A 17,155-nucleotide genomic window follows, 5' to 3' on the forward strand; every position below is an offset into this window, starting at 1 on the left:
GGCTTCTCAACTCCAGGGAGTCTTCATGTTCTTCCGCCTTCTGCTGGCCAGCCTGGCCCTGAGCGCCACGGCACACGCCGCGACCGTCGGCACGCTGACCCTGCCCGCTGACGACGCCGGCGGCGCCGTCACGCTGTTCTATCCCACCGCCGCCACCGGCAAGCCCGAGACGCGCGGCGACCTGCAGCTGATGCTGGCGCCCGACGCCGCGCCCGCGCCGGGCAATGGCCGCCTCATCGCCATCTCGCACGGCTCCGGCGGCGGGCCTTGGGTGCACACGACGCTGGCCAAGGCGCTGGTCGAGGCCGGTTTCGTCGTCGTCGTGCCGCTGCACCGCGGCGACAACTGGCAGGACGACGGCAGCCCCGGCCCCGACAGCTGGAAGCAGCGCCCGGCCGAGATCAGCCACGCCATCGACCGCGTCGCCGCCGACCCGCGCTTTGCCGGCCTGAAAGTGGACCGCGTCGGCGCCTTCGGCATGTCGGCCGGCGGCCACACGGTGCTGACGCTGGCCGGTGGCGCCTGGTCGCCCGAGCGCTTTCGCGCGCATTGCGAACGCCACCTGGCCGAAGACTTCCAGAGCTGTATCGGCCTGGCCACGCAGCTGACCGGTGGCGCGCTAGACGGCTTCAAGCGCTGGCTGGCGCAGCGCGTGCTGAACTGGAAATTCGCTGGCGATGCGGCCTCGCAAACCCACACCGACCCGCGCATCGCCGCCGTCGTGGCCGGCGTGCCACTGGCGGCGGACTTCGACCTCGCCACACTGGCCCACCCGCGTGTGCCGCTGGGCCTCATCACGGCCAGCGACGACCGCTGGCTGCTGCCGCGCTTTCACAGCGACCCGCTGCGTGCCGCGTGCACAGGCTGCGAACTGCTGGCCGATCTGCAGGGCGCGGGCCATGGCGCGCTGCTGGCCCCGCCGCCGCCGGCCGCCGAGCTGGGCGCGCTGGCCTGCGCCATGCTCTGCGACCCGCCTGGCTTCGACCGCCCGGCCGCGACGGCGCTGTGGGTAGCGCGCACGGTGGACTTCTTCCGGCGCCATCTGCTGGGCGGCGTGTAGATCTCTTCACTTCGGCGGCATCGCCCGCTCGGTGTCCAGCACGGCCTGGTTCAACAGCGGCGTCGCCCAGCTTGTGTCCTCGGTGTTCGTGAAGCCGAAGGTGGCGCTGCGGCCCTGGGCGTCGACGACGAGCACGCTGGTGAAGCCGCGCCACTCGCCGTCATGCAGGAGCACGGCGCTGCTGTCGAGGTCGGCGGCGAGCCAGCCGAGGCCGTAGTCACCGGTCTTCAAGGCCTTGATGCGCTGCAGGTAGCCGGCCGCCAGCGGCGTTGTCTCGCCGTGCAGCGCGCGCAGGTGCCAGCGCACCCAGGCGGCATAGCTCTCTGGCGTCGTCGTGGTGCCGAGGCCGGCGGGGCTCAGCACGTCCAGCCAGCGCGACACCTCGGGGTCCTCGGCGGTGATGGCGGTCAGTCGGCCCTTCGCCCCGCTGTGGCCGACGGGGCGGTTCGTGAAGCTCGCGTCCGCCGAGGTCCAGCTCACCTGCAGGCCCAACGGCTGGGCCAGCTCCTGCTGGAAGAGTTCGGCGAAGGGCAGCCCGGTGCGCACTTCCAGCATCAGCGCGGCCAAGGAGTAGCCAGCGTTGGAGTAGAGGAGGTCCTGGCCGGGGCGCGCCGCCGGGGTCTGGGCCAGCAGCCAGGCCGCGAAGAAGCGCTCGCGGCCGGCGCGGGTGGTCGGCAGCTCGGTGGCGGAAGTGCCCAGGAAGGCCTGGAAGCGGGCGATGTCCTCGCCGGTGGTGAAGGCCAGCACGCCGCCCCGGTGGGATAGCAGCTGTTCCAGCGTGACCGTGCGGTAGGCCGGCTGCATGCTGGCGGCGAGGTCGGGCAGGGCCTCGGCCACCGTCGTCGTCCAGGCGATGACGCCGCGCTCGACGAGCCGGCCCGCCAGCGCCGAGGTCATGGCCTTGGTGGTGGAGCCGATCATGAAGGCGTCGCCGGGCTGCAAGCTCACTGCGCTGCCGACCTGGCGCAGGCCGGCGCGGGCCTGGGTCGTGTCGTTGGCGTCCAGGTGCTGGATGACGATAGCGGCCAGGCCCTGGCTGACAGCGCGGTCAGCGGACTGCTGGAGGCTGGCAGGAGGTGTGGCTTCGGACTGGCCGCCGCCGCCGCAGGCGGTGAGTGCGATGGCTGAGACGAGGGCTGTGGTGGCGAGAACGAGGGAGCGAAGCAACATGAAAGGGCGTCGGAGTGGAGACGCGCTTAATTCTTCACAGCCGACCCCAAGGCCAGCCAAAGATCAGGTGGGCAGCACCAGCACCAGCACCAGCACGAAGGCCGCACCGCAGCCGTCCAGCCCGTCCTCGATGCGCACTTGCCCGCCCAGCCGGGCGGCGGCCTGGCGCACGATGGCCAGGCCCAGGCCGGTGCCAGCGACGTCGCCGTGCTGGCCGCGCCAGAAGCGCTCGAAGGCGGCTTCGCGTTGATCGGGCGGGATGCCCGGGCCGTCGTCGGCGACACGCAGTGTGATGAGGCGGGCGCCGGCCTCCAGCGTCACGGCGACGTGTCCGCCGGCGGGCACATAACGCAGCGCGTTCTCGACGAGGTTGTGCAGCACCGATTCAAAGGCAGCGCGGTCCAGGCGCGCGGGCAGCGTGGCCGGTGCGTCCAGCGACAGCTCCAGCCCCTGGGCGAGGGCGCGAGATGCCAGCGCGGCCAGCGTCTGCTGCACAACGGCAGCGAGGTCCAGCGCCTCGGGTGCAGCGGCGCGGCCTTCATCCAGCGTGGCCAGCGTCAGCAATTGGCGGCTCAGGTGGGCGCTGCGCTGCAAGGCAGCGTCCAGCGCAGCGGCAGCCTCTTGACGCTCGGCGTCGTCCGCTGCATGCGCGAGCAAATGGGCCTGCGCCGCGACCACGGCCATGGGCGTGCGCAGCTCGTGGGCGGCGTCCTGCACGAAGGCGCGCTCGCGCTGCAGCTGGCCGCGCAGTCGGGCGAGCAGGCCGTCGAAGGCGCCCACCAGCGGCCGCAGCTCGTCATGCCGGGGCGTGAAGCCGAGCGGGGACAGGTCTTGCGAATCGCGCCTGGCCACGCGCTCGGCCAACTGGTTCAACGGCCGCATGCCGCTGCGCACGGCGATCCACAGCGGCAGCAGCACGAGCGGGAAGGCGAGCAGCAGCGAGCCGATCAGCTCGGCGCCGATCATGCCCAGCACGGTGGCGTCGGCGATGCGCGGCTCCGCCAATGTCAGCCGCCAGGGACCGCCGCGCGACTCGGCCAGCCAGTGCGTGGTGGCGCTGGCCGCGCTGGCGCCAGGCGTTGTGAACGCGGCCTGACCCGAGGTGGCGTAGAGGCCGAACTCCACGTCGCCCGGCAGCGTGCCGCCGTCGCGGCGCAGCCGGCTCACCTCGCGGGCGCGGCTTTGCACGATGAGGCTGGCGTCGCGCGCGTCGGCCACCTCGGCCAGCGAGGCGGCCATGCCATCGGCCAGCGCCTGTACGCCGGGGCGCGTGGCCATCTCGCGCTTGAACTCGACGAAGTTCATCGCGAGCAGGGCCGCGCCGGCCAGCGCAAAGGCCAGCAGCAGCGCGCCGAGCACGCGGCGCAGCAGCGTGGGGCGCCACAGCGGTTGCAGCAGTCTTTTCACTGAAGCACCCTTCGCGCTAGGCGCTGTCCCGCCAGGCGGGAGCGCGCTTGCTTGGGGCGGCCCGGCGCGGCGCTCACGCGACGAACTGGTAGCCAATGCCGCGCACGGTGCGGATGCGTTCGGGCCCGATCTTCTTGCGCAGGTTGCTGACGTGCATTTCCAGCGTGGCCGCGTCGATGGGTTCGTCCAGCGGCGCCAGGCGCTGGGCGATGCGGCCCTTGGCGACGACGGCGCCGGGCTCGCGCGCCAGCTCGATGAGGAGCTGGAACTCGCGTGCCGTCAGCTGCAGGGCCTCGCCGGCTAGGCGGGCGCGGTGGCCGCGCGGCTCGATGACGAGGTCGCCCAGCGTCCAGGCTTCGTGCGCCTGACGGGCGCTGCGGCGCACGACGGCGTGGATGCGCGAGACGAGCTCGGGGATGGCAAAGGGTTTCAGGACGACGTCGTCGGCACCACCGTCCAGGCCGGCGAGGCGGTCTTCCAGCGCGGTGCGGGCGGTGATGATGACGACGGGTGTGGCGGCGTCGGCGCGGCGCCAGCGGGCGAGCAGGTCGAAGCCCGAGCCGTCAGGCAGGCCCAGGTCGAGCAGCACGCAGTCCGCCGCCACGTCGGCCAACTGCAGTGGCGCGTCCTGGGCACGGCGCAACCACTCGCAGCTGAAGCCTTGTTGGCGAAAGGCGGCTTGCAGGCTGCGGCCGAGGTCCAGGTCGTCTTCGATGAGCAGCAGGTGCATAGCCGGCGATTGTCGCCAGCGCCACCTCAATGGCTGCTCAAGATCACTTGACGATGAGCACCGGCAGATCGACGTGGTTCAACACCTTCTGGGTCTCGCTGCCCAGCAGGAATGCGGCAAAGCCGCTGCGGCCGTGGGAGGCCATGACGATGAGGTCGACACTCTCAGCCTTGGCGTGGTCGACGATGGCTTCCCAGGCGTGCAGGGCCTCGATGGTGTGCCCCTTGCACGCCAGGCCCTGCGCTGCTGCGGCCGCGCAGACGTCTTCGACGCGCCGGAGCGCGACCCGCTGCTGGGCTTCGATGAACTCCACCGGCGGCACGGGCTGGATCTCGGAGACGGCGCTGTAGGGGAAGGGCTCCATGACGCTGAGCGTCAGCAACTGGGCGCCGTGCACCTTGGCGAGCTGGATGGCGGTATCGACCGCATGGCTGGTGATGTCGGAGCCATCGGTGGGCACGAGGATGCGCTTGAACATTCAGTCCTCCAGTCAGTCGTTGCGGAAGCCAAAGTGTGGCCCATCAACTGCCCGGGTGCCTGTCGGAGATCAACCCTTTGCGCTCAGCCCTTTGCAATCGGCCTTGCAGGGTCGGCCGACCATTCGCTCCATGAGCCGGGGTAGAGCACCCCGTCGCCGAGGCCCGCGTGGCTCATTGCCAGCAGGTTGTGGCAAGCCGTGACGCCGGAGCCGCATTGGTGGACGACGGTGTCTGCCGCCAGTGGCAGCAGTTCGGCGCGCAACTGCGCTACGGGCTTGAAGCGGCCGTCGGCGCCGAGGTTGTCCTTGAAGAAGCGGTTGCTGGCGCTGGGAATGTGGCCGGCGGCCATGTCGAGCGGCTCGACCTCGCCACGGAAGCGCTCGGCGGCGCGGGCGTCGATGAGGCGCACGTTGCCGAGTTGCTTCAGCAGCGTGGCGGCGTCGATGTGCTTGACGAGGGGCTCGCTCGGCTGCCAATCGGTCGGCGTGGCGGCGGACAGGTCAGCCGTGCGCTCGCCGTCCCAGGCGCCGTCGAGCACGGCGACTTCCGCGTGGCCCAGCCAGCGCAGCATCCACCAGGCGCGCGCGGCGTACATGCCGCCCTGCGCGTCATAGGTGACGACCTGGCGGCCGGCGCGCAGGCCCAGGCGCCGCAGCAGCGCGGCGAAGGCTTCACGATCGGGCAACGGGTGGCGGCCGTGGAAGACGCCGTCGGCACCGGTCTTGGGGCCGGCGAGGTCGCGGTCCAGGTGCAGATAGTGGGCGCCGGGGATGTGGCCAGTGGCGTGGGCGCGTTCGCCCGCTGCCGTGTCGGCAAGGTCGAAGCTGCAGTCGAGGATGAGCGGGTCATCGAGTGCTCGCAGCTCGGCCGGGGAGATCAGGGTCGTGAAGGCGGTCATCGTCAAACCTCATTCGGGTTGAATTGGCTGTCTTTCGGTGGCGGCGCCACGTTGGCGCGCAGCATCGTGGCGATCAGGCCGGCGCCGATGATGAGTAGCATGCCGACGGTGGCGGCCCAGGTCAGCGGGTCCTGGAACAGCAGCATGCCGAAGCCGAAGGAGAAGACGATGCCGAGGTATTGCAGGCAGGCGTTCACCAGCGGTCGGCCGATGGCGTAGGCACGCGTCAGGCAGACCTGGGCGGTGGTGGCGAGCAGGCCCACGGCCAGCAGCAACGCGCCGCCCCACGGCGTGTGGGTCTGCAGGCCGCGTTCGGTCACGGCGGTGATGAGGGCGCCGGCAATGGCGCCGCCCACCGAGAAGTAGAAGACGACGCGCAGCTCGGGCTCGCCGGCCCGGCCGAGCGCCGTCACCTGCAGATAGGCCATGGCGGCCAGGATGCCCGACACCAGGCCGGCCAGGCCGTGCCAGAGCTGCTGTTGGTCCAGCGTTGGGCGCAGGATCAACGCGACGCCGACGAAGCCGAGCAGCACCGAGGCCATCAGCCGCCAATCGAGGAGTCCGCGCGGCGCAGAGCGTGGCCCGCGCCGGAGCGAGTTGCGGTGCCTGGCAAGGCGCGGGTGACGCGGCGTGGCTGGCGCCACGCAAGGAGCCGGCAACGCCGCCGGGTGCCGCAAATCGCTCCGGCCCTCCGGGTTGGCCCTGGCTGGGGCGCATGCGGCGTTGCTCGTCGTTGCGGGCGCGAGCCCGCTGCCTCCTCGCGCCTTGCCTGCGCCCCAGCCAGGGCCAACGCGGGCCACGCTCTGCGCCGCGCGGACTCCATTCTGTGCCCCCATCAGCACCGCGCCGCCGAGCAGGAAGAGGGCCATCCAGACCGAGGACATGTAGTTCAGCGTCATGGCCGTGGCCAGCGGCAGCTTGGCGATGGCGTAGAACCACAGGCACAGCGAGGTGACGCCGGAGATGCTGCGCCACAGGTGCATGCCGGGCACTTTCGTACCGAGGCTGATGCCCTGTTGCCGGGTCAGCAGGGCCATGGCCACCATGCCGACCAGGCCGCGATACATGACGATTTCGCTGGCCGCGTAGAACTCGCTGGCCAGCTTGACGCAGACGCCCATGGTGGCGAACAGCAGCGTCGCCAGCACCATGAGCACCGGAGCCGGCACGTCAGGTTTCTTCGCTGGTGCCGGTGGCGGCCGTGGTGCCCAACCCAGTGACTGCCGCAGAACCGGCTTCGCCGGGCTGCTGGCAGTGCCCCCTTGAGGGGGCTGGCGAAGCCAGTAGGGGGTGGGCTCGGTACCATTCATGGAAGTGCTGCATGCCGTCTTCCATGGGGCTTTGATACGGCCCGGCCTCGTTGTCGCCGCGCATCATCAGCGCCTTGCGGCCAGCGTCCATTCGCTCGGCGATCTCGTCGTCTTCCACGCAGGTTTCCATGTAGGCGGCCTGGTGGGCCTCGACGAAGTCGCGCTCGAAGGCGACGATTTCCTCGGGGTAGTAGAACTCGACGAGGTTGACGGTCTTCTGCGGCGACACCGGGTGCAGCGTCGACACGACCAGCACATGCGGATACCACTCCACCATGATGTGCGGGTAGTAGGTCAGCCAGATCGCGCCGGACTCGGGCGGGCGGCCCTCGCGGTACTTCAGCAATTCGTCGTGCCAGCGCTGGTAGACCGGCGAGCCGGGGCGCTCCAGGTCGTTCTGCACGCCGACCGTTTGCACTGAGTGGTGCTTGCCGAACTCCCAGGCCAGGTCGTCGCAGCTGACGAAGCCACCCAGGCCGGGGTGGAAGGGCCCGACGTGGTAGTCCTCCAGATAGACCTCGATGAAGGTCTTCCAGTTGTAGTTGCACTCGTGGGTCTGGACCTTGTCGAGCACGTAGCCGGAGAAGTCGAGCTGGGCGCGCGGGCCCAGCTGCTTCAGCTCGGCGGCGACGTCATGGCCGTTGGCTTCGAACAGCAGGCCGTTCCATTCCTGGAGCGGGTAGCGGTTCAGGTTCAGGCAGGGGTCCTGCTCGAAGTGCGGCGCGCCGATGAGCTCGCCCTGATGTGAATAGGTCCAGCGGTGCAGCGGGCAGACGATGTTGGCCTGGGTATTGCCGCGCCCGCGCAGCATGACCGCCTGGCGGTGCCGGCAGACGTTGGAGATCAACTCGATGCCCTGCGCTGAACGCACCAGCGCCCGGCCTTCGCCTTCCTGGGGCAGGGCGTAGTGGTCCCCGATTTCAGGGACGGCCAGTGCATGGCCGACGTAGCGGGGCCCTCGCTGAAAGATGCTGGCCCGCTCGCGCTGGAACAGCTCGGGGTCGAAATAGGCGCTCACCGGGAGCTGGGTCTGGCTGCGTTTGAGCGCCGAGACGGGAAGACTCAGGTCGGACATGATCCAGGCGGGTCTTTCAGACGGGTAGGGGTGCTGCGTCCCTCCGGCGCATCTCGTTGCCGAGTCGGCCAGGTTGCTTGGGTGGAGGAGGGCGGATCGCGCTTGCGCGCGTCCACCACGATGGCCGCGCACGCGCGTAACCGCAGGGAAGAGGGTCGGGATTCTACCCAGGGCTTGATGTAGCAGTTGTTTCCAGGTCTTGGCTGCTGCCGGTCGGCCTAACCCGCTGACTACAATCCTGGTTTCGCGTTTTGAAATGACAAAGTCCACTCCCCGCACCAAGGCCGCCGCGACAGACGGCAGTGACCTCAGCTACGAGCAAGCGCTCGACGAGCTTGAGCGCCTGGTGGCGGCCATGGAGGGCCAACAGTTGCCGCTGGATCAACTTTTGCAAAGCTACACCCGCGGGGCCGAATTGCTGACCCTGTGTCGTGGCCGCCTGCAGGCGGTGGAGCAGCAGGTCAAGCTGCTGGACGGCGCGGAACTGAAGGCCTGGGAGGGCTCCTGAATCATGGATGCAAAGGACTTTGACCACTGGGTGGACACGTCGCTGACTGCTTTCGAGGCAGCCATCGACAGCCTGGTGCCCGCCAGTGCGCCGGCCGGCCTGGGCGAGACCATGCGCTATGCCGTGCTCGGTGGCGGCAAGCGGCTGCGGCCGCTGCTGGTGCTGGCGAGCTGCGCGGCCGTCAACGGCGACAGCTTTGCAGCGATGCGCGCGGCCTGCTCGGTCGAGCTGATCCACGCCTACTCGCTGGTGCACGACGACATGCCCAGCATGGACAACGATGTGCTGCGCCGTGGCAAGCCGACGACGCATGTGGCCTTCGGCGAAGCGCAGGCCATGCTGGCCGGCGACGCGATGCAGGCCCTGGCCTTCGATGTGCTCACGCCCGACGTCGGCATCGCCCCCGCGCTGCAGGCCCGCCTGTGCGCACTGCTGGCCCGCTCGTCCGGCTACGACGGCATGGCCGGCGGCCAGGCCATCGACCTCGCCAGCATCGGCAAGCAACTGGACGAACGCACGCTGCGTGACATGCACCGACGCAAGACCGGCGTGCTGCTGCAAGCCAGCGTCATGATGGGCGCGGCCTGCGGGGCAGCGTCCGCGCAGGCGACGCAGGCGCTGTCGGACTACGGCGCAGCGCTCGGCCTGGCCTTCCAGGTCGTCGACGACATCCTGGACGTGACGCAGGAATCGCACGTGCTGGGCAAGACCGCCGGCAAGGACGAGGATGCCAACAAGCCGACCTATGTCAGCGTGCTGGGCCTGGATCACGCGCGCACCCTGGCTCAAGCGCTGCGCGCCGAAGCCAAGGCGGCCCTGGTCGCCAGCGGGCTGGCCGACGTCAGCCACCTCAGCTTGCTGGCCGACTCGGTCGTCGAGCGCGTGAACTAAGGGCATCGCCATGGACTACACGTTGCTGAACGGCATCGACAGCCCCGCCGACCTGCGCCGCCTGCCGCGCACGGACCTGCGCAAGGTGGCCGACGAGCTCCGCGCCTACGTGCTCGACAGCGTCTCCAAGACCGGCGGCCACCTCGGGTCCAACCTCGGCACCGTCGAGCTGACCGTGGCGCTGCACTATGTCTACAACACGCCGGAAGACCGTCTCGTGTGGGACGTGGGCCACCAGACCTACCCGCACAAGGTGCTCACCGGCCGGCGTGACCGCATGCCGGGCCTGCGCCAGATCGGCGGCATCAGCGGCTTCCCGCGCCGCGACGAGAGCGTCTACGACACCTTCGGCACCGGCCACTCGTCCACCAGCATCTCCGCCGCCCACGGCATGGCGATGGCGGCCAAGCTCAAGGGCGAGAACCGCAAGGCCGTGGCCATCATCGGCGACGGCTCGATGACGGCCGGCATGGCCTTCGAGGCGCTGAACAACGCGGGCGTGGCCCACGGCGGCCTGCTGGGCGACGTGCTCGTCATCCTGAACGACAACGACATGTCGATCAGCCCGCCGGTGGGCGCGCTGAACAAATATCTGGCCCGGCTGATGAGCGGCAGCATCTACGCCGCCGCCCGCGAGGGCGCCAAGAGCGTGCTGAAGAACACGCCGCTGTATGAGTTCGCGCGCAAGTTCGAGGAGCACACCAAGGGCATGGTCGTGCCGGGCACGATCTTCGAGGAGTTCGGCTTCAACTACGTCGGCCCCATCGACGGCCATGACCTGGACTCGCTCGTGCCGACGCTGGAGAACCTGCGCGACAAGAAGGGCCCGCAGTTCCTGCACATCGTCACCAAGAAGGGTTCCGGCTACAAGCTGGCCGAGAACGACCCGGTCAAGTACCACGCCGCCGCCGGCAAGTTCGACCCGGCCGTGGGCTTCGTCAAGCCGACCACACCGGGGAAGCTGACCTTCACCCAAGTCTTCGGCGATTGGCTGTGCGACATGGCCGAGGCCGACCCGCGCCTCGTCGGCATCACGCCGGCCATGCGCGAGGGCTCGGGCATGGTGGAGTTCCACAAGCGCTTCCCGCAGCGCTATCACGACGTCGGCATCGCCGAGCAGCACTCGGTCACCTTCGCCGCCGGCATGGCCTGCGAGGGCATCAAGCCCGTCGTCGCGATCTACTCGACCTTCCTGCAGCGTGCGTATGACCAGTTGATCCACGACGTGGCCATCCAGAACCTGCCGGTGCTGTTCGCGCTGGACCGCGCCGGCCTCGTGGGCGCCGACGGTGCGACGCACGCTGGCAACTACGACATCGCCTACACGCGCTGCATTCCCAACATGGCCGTGCTGACGCCGGCCGATGAAGATGAATGCCGCCAGGCGCTCTACACCGGCTTCATGCACAGCGGCCCGGTCACCGTGCGCTATCCGCGCGGAGCGGGCGCTGGCGTCGTGCCCGTCAAGGCGATGACGGCTCAGGCCTGGGGTAAGGGTGAAGTGCGCCGCAAGGGCAAGGGCGTCGCCATCCTTGCGTTCGGCACGCTGCTCTACCCCGCGCTGGCAGCCGCCGAGCGCCTGGGCGCGACGGTCGCCAACATGCGATTCGTGAAGCCTCTGGACGTGGACCTCGTCACCGAGCTGGCGCGCACGCATGACGCCATCGTCACCGTCGAGGACGGCAGCATCATGGGCGGCGCGGGCAGCGCCGTCGCCGAGGCGCTGAATGCCGCCGGCCTGAACGTGCCGGTGCTGCAACTCGGCCTGCCCGACGAGTTCGTCGAGCACGGCGACGTGGCCAAGCTGATGAGCCTGTGTGGCCTGGACGCTGCGGGCATCGAGGCCAGCATTGTCAAGCGCTTCGGCGCCAAGCCTACCGTGGTGCGCGCTGCCGCAACGCGTTGAGCAAGGCATCGACCAGCGGTTGCGCTGGCCGATGCAAGGGCAGCAGGGCCGAGACACGGTAGGGAATCGACACGGTCAGCGGCCGCACGACGAGGCCGTCGTTGGCGCAGGCCGCTGCGGTGAGCGGGTTGACGATGGCGATGCCGAGGCCGTTACGGACCAGCTCGCAGACGGCGACCGCGCTGTGCGTCTGCAGGCGCAGGCGGCGGGTGATGTCGGCCGCTTCGAAGCGAGCGTCGATCTCGCGCCGGTAAGGGTCGTCCTCGGCGAGGCTGATGAAGTCCTGATTTTTAAAGTCCTTCAGCGCCAGCCGTTTGCGCGACGCCAGCGCATGGCCGGCTGGCAGCACGGCCACCTCGTCGGCTTCCAGCACCGGCTCCACGCGCACGCCCGCCAGCGGTGTGGCCTGCTCGGCCAGGCCGAGGTCGAAGCGTTGCTCGCCCATCCACGCATCCAGCAGCGGCGGCTCTGCGGGTGTGATGGAGACGCGGGCGGCCGGGTGGTCGGCCAGCAGCACCGCCAGCGCGCCGGGCAATAGTGCGTGGCTCAGCGCCGGCAGGCTCAGCACGCTGAGTTCCGTGTCCTCGGCCCGCCCGAGCGCCCCGGCGCGCTCGATGACCCGGGCCAGGCCCTGGAAGCTGCGCTCCACCTCGTCGAACAGCGCGCGTGCCCGCGCCGTCGCCTTGAGCCGGCCGCGCTCGCGCTCGAACAGGGCGTAGCCGAGGAGGTGCTCAAGCCGCGCGAGATCGCGGCTCAACGTCGGCTGGGACGTGTGCAGCAGCGCGGCGGCGCTGGTGACGCTGCCGGCCGTCATGACGGCGCGAAAGACTTCGATGTGGCGGTGCTGGATATCCATATCAGGAATGGATTGTCCAACGACAAATTGCAATTTGATTGAATGACATCGGGGCGGCATGCTTCGACACATGACCAAGCCTTTGCCCACCGCCCTGAACCCCGTCCGCCTGCAAGCCCTCGCCGCCGAGCACGGCACGCCGCTGTGGGTTTACGACGCCGCCACCATCCGCGCCCGCGCCGCGTCGTTGAAGCCCTTCGATGTCGTCCGCTTCGCGCAGAAGGCCTGCTCCAACGTTCACATCCTGAAGCTGCTGCGTGAGGCCGGCGTCAAGGTCGACTCGGTGTCGCGCGGCGAGATCCTGCGCGCGCTGGCCGCCGGTTATCAAGCGGGTGGCGACGAGATCGTCTTCACGGCCGACCTGTTCGACCATGCCACGCTGGCCACCGTCGTGGAGCACCGCATCCCCGTCAACGCCGGCTCCATCGACATGCTGCATCAGTTGGGGGCTGCCTCAAAGGGCCACCCCGTCTGGCTGCGCATCAACCCCGGCTTCGGCCACGGCCATAGCCACAAGACCAACACCGGCGGCGAGCACAGCAAGCACGGCATCTGGCACGCCGACCTGGCCGAGGCGCTGGCCGCCATCCGCCAGCACGGGCTCAAGCTCGTCGGCCTGCACATGCACATCGGCTCGGGCGTGGACTACGGCCATCTGGCCCAGGTTGGCGAGGCCATGGTGGGCTTTGTGCGCCAGACCGTCGCGGCCGGGCATGACCTGCATGCGATCTCTGCCGGCGGTGGCCTGTCGATTCCCTACCGCGAGGGCGATGCCGGCATCGACGTCGACCACTATTTCGGCCTGTGGGACGCTTCCCGCCGCGAGGCCGAAGCGCTCGTCGGCCACGCGCTGACGCTGGAGTTGGAGCCCGGCCGCTACCTCGTTGCCGAGAGCGCCGTGCTGCTGGCCGAGGTGAGGGCGGTCAAGAACGCCGGCGCCAACCGCTTCGTGCTGGTGGATGCCGGCTTCAACGAGCTGATGCGCCCGGCCATGTACGGCAGCTTCCACGCGATGACGCTGCTGCCGCAGGACGGCGTGGCGCGGCCGGTGCGCGAGGCGGTTGTGGCCGGCCCGTTATGCGAATCGGGCGACGTGTTCACGCAAGCCGCTGGCGGCGAGGTGCTGACCCGCGCGCTGCCTGAAGCGCATGTCGGCGACCTGCTCGTGATCCACGACGCCGGGGCGTACGGCGCGTCCATGTCCAGCAACTACAACAGCCGGCCGTTGGCGGCCGAGGTCCTGGTGGATGGTGATGCCAACCGTCTGATCCGCCGCCGGCAAACGGTCGAGGAACTGCTGGCCTTGGAGGCAGGGCTTTGATCTGACAATCCGGGGATTCAGATCCCCGAATTGCCCATGCCCACTTCCCGCCCGCCCGTCCAGGGCCGCAAGGTCCGTTTCGCGCTGATCGGCTGCGGCCGCATCGCGCAGAACCACATCGAAGCCGTCAAGCGGCACGCCGAGCGGGCGGAGCTGGTCGCCGTGTGCGACACCGACCCCATCGCGTTGCAGGCGGCGGTGGCCAAGACAGGCGCGCCCAGCTTCGCCAGCCTGACGGAACTGCTCGCAGCCAAGGCGGAGCTGGGCATCGACTGCATCGTGCTGACGACGCCCAGCGGCCTGCACCCGCGCCAGACCATCGAGGCTGCGGCAGCGGGCCTGGACGTCATGACAGAGAAGCCCATGGCCACGCGCTGGCAGGACGGCCCGGCGATGGTTAAGGCCTGCGACGACGCGGGCGTGCACCTCTTCGTCGTCAAGCAGAACCGCCGCAATTCGACGTTGCAATTGCTCAAGCGCGCCGTGGCCGAGGGCCGCTTCGGCCGCCTTTACAACGTCGCCGTCAACGTGTTCTGGTCTCGCCCGCAGAGCTACTACGACAGCGCCGACTGGCGCGGTACCTGGGAGTTCGACGGCGGCGCCTTCATGAACCAGGCCAGTCACTACATCGACTTGCTGGACTGGATCTGCGGCCCGGTCGAAAGCGTCATGGCTTACACCGGCACGCTGGCGCGCAACATCGAGGTGGAGGACACGGGCGTGGCCGCGCTCAAGTGGCGCAATGGCGCGATGGGCACGGTCAACGTCAGCATGCTGACCTATCCCAAGAACCTCGAAGGCTCGATCACGCTGCTGGGCGAAAAGGGCTCGGTGCGCATCGGCGGCCTGGCCGTCAACGAGATCCAGCACTGGCAGTTCGATGCACCCCACGAGATGGATGCGCAGATCGCCGATGCGAGCTACCAGACGACCTCGGTCTACGGCTTCGGGCACCCGCTGTACTACGACAACGTCATCAAGACGCTGCGGGGCGAAGCGCAGGCGGAGACCGATGGGCGTGAGGGGCTGAAATCGCTGGAACTGCTGATTGCGATGTACATGAGCGCCCGCGATGGCAAGCGCGTGAACCTGCCGCTGAACTACTGATGGCGACGACGATCCATCCGTCGGCCATCGTCGATGACGGCGCGCAACTGGGCGAGGACTGCCGCGTTTGGCACTTCGTGCATATCTCGGCGGGCGCGCGCATCGGCGCCGGGTGCTCCTTCGGCCAGAACGTGTTCGTGGGCAACGACGTGCTGATTGGCAGCAACGTCAAGATCCAGAACAACGTGTCCGTCTACGACGCGGTCACGCTGGAAGACGATGTCTTCTGCGGCCCGAGCATGGTGTTCACCAATGTCTACAACCCGCGCTCGGCCGTCACGCGCAAGGACGAATACCGCCGCACGCTGGTGAAGCAGGGCGCGACGCTGGGGGCCAATTCGACCGTCGTCTGCGGCACGACCATCGGCCGGTTTGCCTTTGTCGGCGCCGGCGCCGTCATCAACCGCAACGTGCCCGATTTCGCACTGATGGTGGGCGTGCCCGCCAAACAGATCGGCTGGATGAGTCGCTTCGGCGAGAGACTTGAGCTGCCCGTGAGCAGCGCCGAGCCGCTGGACGCCACCTGCCCCCACACCAGCGACCGCTACCGCCTCGTTGGTCAGCAACTGAGTTTGATCTGATGGACTTCATCGACCTCAAGAGCCAGTACGCGGCGCTGCGCGACAACATCAATGCCCGCATCCAGGTGGTGCTGGACCATGGGCAATACATCCTCGGCCCCGAGGTCAAGGAGATGGAATCCGCGCTCGTCGCCTACACGGGCGCGAAGCATTGCATTAGCGTCGCTAGCGGCACCGAGGCGCTGCTGATCTGCCTGATGGCGCTGGACCTGCAGCCCGGCGACGAGGTCATCACCAGCCCGTTCACGTTCGCGGCGACGGCGGAGATGATCGTGCTGGCCGGCGGCGTGCCGGTGTTCGTCGACATCGAGCCCGACACGGCCAATATCGACGCGACGCTGATCGAAGCGGCCATCACGGCGCGGACTAAGGCCATCATGCCGGTCAGCCTCTACGGCCAGGTCGCCGACATGGACGCGATCAACGCAATTGCCGACAAGCATGGCCTCGCTGTCATCGAGGACGCTGCGCAGAGCTTCGGCGCCAGCTACCAACAGAAGAAGAGCTGCAACCTTTCCACCTTTGGCTGCACCAGCTTCTTCCCGAGCAAGCCGCTCGGCTGCTATGGCGACGGCGGCGCCATCTTCACGAGCGACGACAAGCTGGCGCAGGCCTGCCGTGAGATTCGAACTCACGGCCAGAGCCAGCGCTACCTGCACACGCGCCTGGGCGTGGGCGGCCGCATGGATACGCTGCAATGCGCCGTTGTGCTCGGCAAGCTGGACCGTTTTGGCTGGGAGATCGAACGGCGGCTCGCGCTGGGCGACGCCTACCGCGCCAAGCTCCAGGCTGCAGCACCCGGCCTGCAGCTGCTGGCCGTGCGGGACGACCGCGATTGCGTGTGGGCGCAATACACCGTCTTCGTCGACGACCGCGAAGCCGTGCAGGCCAGGCTGAAAACGGCCGGCATTCCGACGGCGGTGCATTACCCACGCCCGCTGCATCACCAGCCCGCCTACGCCAGGTACGCACGGCCAGAAGACTGCCCGCACAGCATTGCCGCAGCCCAGCGCGTGATGAGCCTGCCGATGAGCGCCGACCTCACGGACGAGCAGCAGGACCGCGTGGTGGTCGCCCTGGCGGCTGCGCTTAGCTGAGCCATCAGCAAATGCCCAAGAAGTGGGGCTTGAAGTGGCCCGCCGCCGGCCCTACAAGGGAGATGGCGACGCAAAGCGAAGCGGCCCGATAGCCGCAATCAATAACACCGATTTGATAAATGTTTTCAACCGAAAACGCTTCGTCGATATAGTTCTTCTCATCCCATCCACCCACCCCCACGGAGCACACATGTCCCTGATCAACACCCAAGTCCAGCCGTTCAAGACCGAAGCCTTCCACAACGGCAAGTTCATCACCGTCAGCGATGAAACGCTGAAGGGCAAGTGGTCCGTGCTGATCTTCATGCCGGCCGCCTTCACCTTCAACTGCCCGACCGAAGTCGAAGACGCGGCCGAGAACTACGCCGAGTTCCAGAAGATCGGTGCCGAGATCTACATCGTCACCACCGACACCCACTTCTCGCACAAGGTCTGGCACGAGACTTCGCCGGCGGTCGGCAAAGCGCAGTTCCCGCTGATCGGCGACCCGACCCACCAGCTGACCCGCGCGTTCGACGTGCATATCGACGAGGAAGGCCTGGCCCTGCGCGGCACCTTCATCATCAACCCCGATGGCGTCATCAAGACCATGGAAGTGCATTCCAACGAAATCGCCCGCGACATCCAGGAAACCCTGCGCAAGCTCAAGGCCGCGCAGTTCGTTGCCGCAAATCCGGGCCAGGTCTGCCCGGCAAAGTGGAAGGAAGGCGCGCAGACCTTGAAGCCGTCGCTGGACCTCGTCGGCAAGATCTGACCCGC

At 68.7% G+C, this 17,155-nt stretch carries 17 protein-coding genes; 9 read left to right on the forward strand and 8 right to left on the reverse strand.

What is annotated here, in order from left to right:
• Nucleotides 1-25: 25 nt before the first annotated feature.
• Nucleotides 26-1,060: a dienelactone hydrolase gene (locus ABIS05_RS24700; RefSeq protein WP_348011931.1), complete on the forward strand. Its 1,035-nt coding sequence runs from the start codon at nt 26-28 to the stop codon at nt 1,058-1,060.
• Between the two features lie 6 nt (nt 1,061-1,066).
• Here ABIS05_RS24700 and ABIS05_RS24705 read toward each other — a convergent pair whose 3' ends face one another.
• The 7 genes from ABIS05_RS24705 to ABIS05_RS24740 form a co-directional block, all read right to left on the reverse strand.
• The gene (locus tag ABIS05_RS24705) at nt 1,067-2,230 is read right to left on the reverse strand and encodes a serine hydrolase domain-containing protein (protein ID WP_348011932.1); all 1,164 of its coding nucleotides are present in this window, start codon (nt 2,228-2,230) and stop codon (nt 1,067-1,069) included.
• Between the two features lie 63 nt (nt 2,231-2,293).
• Nucleotides 2,294-3,637: an ATP-binding protein gene (locus ABIS05_RS24710; RefSeq protein ID WP_348011933.1), complete on the reverse strand. Its 1,344-nt coding sequence runs from the start codon at nt 3,635-3,637 to the stop codon at nt 2,294-2,296.
• Nucleotides 3,638-3,710: 73 nt separating this feature from the next.
• Nucleotides 3,711-4,367: a response regulator transcription factor gene (locus ABIS05_RS24715; protein WP_348011934.1), complete on the reverse strand. Its 657-nt coding sequence runs from the start codon at nt 4,365-4,367 to the stop codon at nt 3,711-3,713.
• 43 nt (nt 4,368-4,410) lie between these two features.
• On the reverse strand, nt 4,411-4,845 hold the full coding sequence (locus ABIS05_RS24720) for a universal stress protein (RefSeq protein ID WP_348011935.1): 435 nt from the start codon (nt 4,843-4,845) through the stop codon (nt 4,411-4,413).
• An 83-nt stretch (nt 4,846-4,928) separates the two neighbouring features.
• Entirely contained in the window at nt 4,929-5,750 is an 822-nt protein-coding gene (locus ABIS05_RS24725) for a sulfurtransferase (protein WP_407074863.1), read from the reverse strand.
• Entirely contained in the window at nt 5,747-6,895 is a 1,149-nt protein-coding gene (locus ABIS05_RS24730) for a DMT family transporter (protein WP_407074864.1), read from the reverse strand. The genes ABIS05_RS24725 and ABIS05_RS24730 overlap by 4 nt, the downstream gene beginning before the upstream one ends.
• 19 nt (nt 6,896-6,914) lie before the next feature.
• Complete coding sequence (locus tag ABIS05_RS24740; protein WP_348011937.1) at nt 6,915-8,129, reverse strand: aromatic ring-hydroxylating dioxygenase subunit alpha; 1,215 nt, start codon at nt 8,127-8,129, stop codon at nt 6,915-6,917.
• 256 nt (nt 8,130-8,385) lie between these two features.
• Between ABIS05_RS24740 and xseB the strand changes: the two genes are divergently transcribed.
• Genes xseB through dxs form a run of 3 tightly spaced genes read left to right on the forward strand, consistent with a single transcriptional unit; the run spans nt 8,386 to nt 11,434 of the window.
• A complete protein-coding gene (gene xseB, locus ABIS05_RS24745; RefSeq protein ID WP_348011938.1) occupies nt 8,386-8,637 on the forward strand; it encodes an exodeoxyribonuclease VII small subunit in 252 nt (83 codons plus the stop codon).
• Nucleotides 8,638-8,640: 3 nt separating this feature from the next.
• The gene (locus tag ABIS05_RS24750) at nt 8,641-9,528 is read left to right on the forward strand and encodes a polyprenyl synthetase family protein (RefSeq protein WP_348011939.1); all 888 of its coding nucleotides are present in this window, start codon (nt 8,641-8,643) and stop codon (nt 9,526-9,528) included.
• Nucleotides 9,529-9,538: 10 nt separating this feature from the next.
• On the forward strand, nt 9,539-11,434 hold the full coding sequence (gene dxs / locus ABIS05_RS24755; protein ID WP_348011940.1) for a 1-deoxy-D-xylulose-5-phosphate synthase: 1,896 nt from the start codon (nt 9,539-9,541) through the stop codon (nt 11,432-11,434).
• On the opposite strand, the gene ABIS05_RS24760 is transcribed toward dxs, so the two are convergent.
• The gene (locus tag ABIS05_RS24760) at nt 11,403-12,290 is read right to left on the reverse strand and encodes a LysR family transcriptional regulator (protein WP_348011941.1); all 888 of its coding nucleotides are present in this window, start codon (nt 12,288-12,290) and stop codon (nt 11,403-11,405) included. The two genes, dxs and ABIS05_RS24760, sit on opposite strands and share 32 nt — an antisense overlap.
• Nucleotides 12,291-12,360: 70 nt before the next feature.
• Between ABIS05_RS24760 and lysA the strand changes: the two genes are divergently transcribed.
• The 5 genes from lysA to ahpC all read left to right on the forward strand — a co-directional run bounded on the left by lysA (nt 12,361) and on the right by ahpC (nt 17,150).
• Entirely contained in the window at nt 12,361-13,611 is a 1,251-nt protein-coding gene (lysA, locus tag ABIS05_RS24765; RefSeq protein ID WP_348011942.1) for a diaminopimelate decarboxylase, read from the forward strand.
• Between the two features lie 36 nt (nt 13,612-13,647).
• Nucleotides 13,648-14,718, forward strand: coding sequence for a Gfo/Idh/MocA family oxidoreductase (locus tag ABIS05_RS24770; protein WP_348011943.1), 1,071 nt, complete (start codon nt 13,648-13,650; stop codon nt 14,716-14,718).
• Nucleotides 14,718-15,299 (forward strand): DapH/DapD/GlmU-related protein, encoded by a 582-nt coding sequence (locus tag ABIS05_RS24775; protein ID WP_348011944.1) that lies wholly within the window; start codon nt 14,718-14,720, stop codon nt 15,297-15,299. Before ABIS05_RS24770 ends, ABIS05_RS24775 begins: the two co-directional genes overlap by 1 nt.
• Nucleotides 15,299-16,396, forward strand: a complete 1,098-nt coding sequence (locus tag ABIS05_RS24780) for a DegT/DnrJ/EryC1/StrS family aminotransferase (RefSeq protein WP_348011945.1) — start codon at nt 15,299-15,301, stop codon at nt 16,394-16,396. The genes ABIS05_RS24775 and ABIS05_RS24780 overlap by 1 nt, the downstream gene beginning before the upstream one ends.
• Before the next feature lie 190 nt (nt 16,397-16,586).
• Complete coding sequence (ahpC, locus tag ABIS05_RS24785; protein WP_348011946.1) at nt 16,587-17,150, forward strand: alkyl hydroperoxide reductase subunit C; 564 nt, start codon at nt 16,587-16,589, stop codon at nt 17,148-17,150.
• Nucleotides 17,151-17,155: the final 5 nt, after the last annotated feature.

It is taken from the genome of Roseateles sp. (assembly GCF_039929605.1).
In the GTDB taxonomy this organism is placed as follows: Bacteria; Pseudomonadota; Gammaproteobacteria; order Burkholderiales; family Burkholderiaceae_C; genus Pelomonas.

Excerpts from the sequence above, each read along its gene's own strand:
- xseB (WP_348011938.1), top strand. The coding sequence starts at position 8,386 with ATGACAAAGTCCACTCCCCGCACCAAGGCCGCCGCGACAGACGGCAGT.
- ABIS05_RS24705 (WP_348011932.1), bottom strand. The coding sequence starts at position 2,230 with ATGTTGCTTCGCTCCCTCGTTCTCGCCACCACAGCCCTCGTCTCAGCC.
- ABIS05_RS24770 (WP_348011943.1), top strand. The coding sequence starts at position 13,648 with ATGCCCACTTCCCGCCCGCCCGTCCAGGGCCGCAAGGTCCGTTTCGCG.
- ABIS05_RS24740 (WP_348011937.1), bottom strand. The coding sequence starts at position 8,129 with ATGTCCGACCTGAGTCTTCCCGTCTCGGCGCTCAAACGCAGCCAGACC.
- ABIS05_RS24720 (WP_348011935.1), bottom strand. The coding sequence starts at position 4,845 with ATGTTCAAGCGCATCCTCGTGCCCACCGATGGCTCCGACATCACCAGC.
- ABIS05_RS24700 (WP_348011931.1), top strand. The coding sequence starts at position 26 with ATGTTCTTCCGCCTTCTGCTGGCCAGCCTGGCCCTGAGCGCCACGGCA.
- ABIS05_RS24775 (WP_348011944.1), top strand. The coding sequence starts at position 14,718 with ATGGCGACGACGATCCATCCGTCGGCCATCGTCGATGACGGCGCGCAA.
- dxs (WP_348011940.1), top strand. The coding sequence starts at position 9,539 with ATGGACTACACGTTGCTGAACGGCATCGACAGCCCCGCCGACCTGCGC.
- ABIS05_RS24750 (WP_348011939.1), top strand. The coding sequence starts at position 8,641 with ATGGATGCAAAGGACTTTGACCACTGGGTGGACACGTCGCTGACTGCT.
- ahpC (WP_348011946.1), top strand. The coding sequence starts at position 16,587 with ATGTCCCTGATCAACACCCAAGTCCAGCCGTTCAAGACCGAAGCCTTC.
- ABIS05_RS24730 (WP_407074864.1), bottom strand. The coding sequence starts at position 6,895 with ATGGTGCTGGCGACGCTGCTGTTCGCCACCATGGGCGTCTGCGTCAAG.
- ABIS05_RS24780 (WP_348011945.1), top strand. The coding sequence starts at position 15,299 with ATGGACTTCATCGACCTCAAGAGCCAGTACGCGGCGCTGCGCGACAAC.
- ABIS05_RS24715 (WP_348011934.1), bottom strand. The coding sequence starts at position 4,367 with ATGCACCTGCTGCTCATCGAAGACGACCTGGACCTCGGCCGCAGCCTG.
- ABIS05_RS24760 (WP_348011941.1), bottom strand. The coding sequence starts at position 12,290 with ATGGATATCCAGCACCGCCACATCGAAGTCTTTCGCGCCGTCATGACG.
- lysA (WP_348011942.1), top strand. The coding sequence starts at position 12,361 with ATGACCAAGCCTTTGCCCACCGCCCTGAACCCCGTCCGCCTGCAAGCC.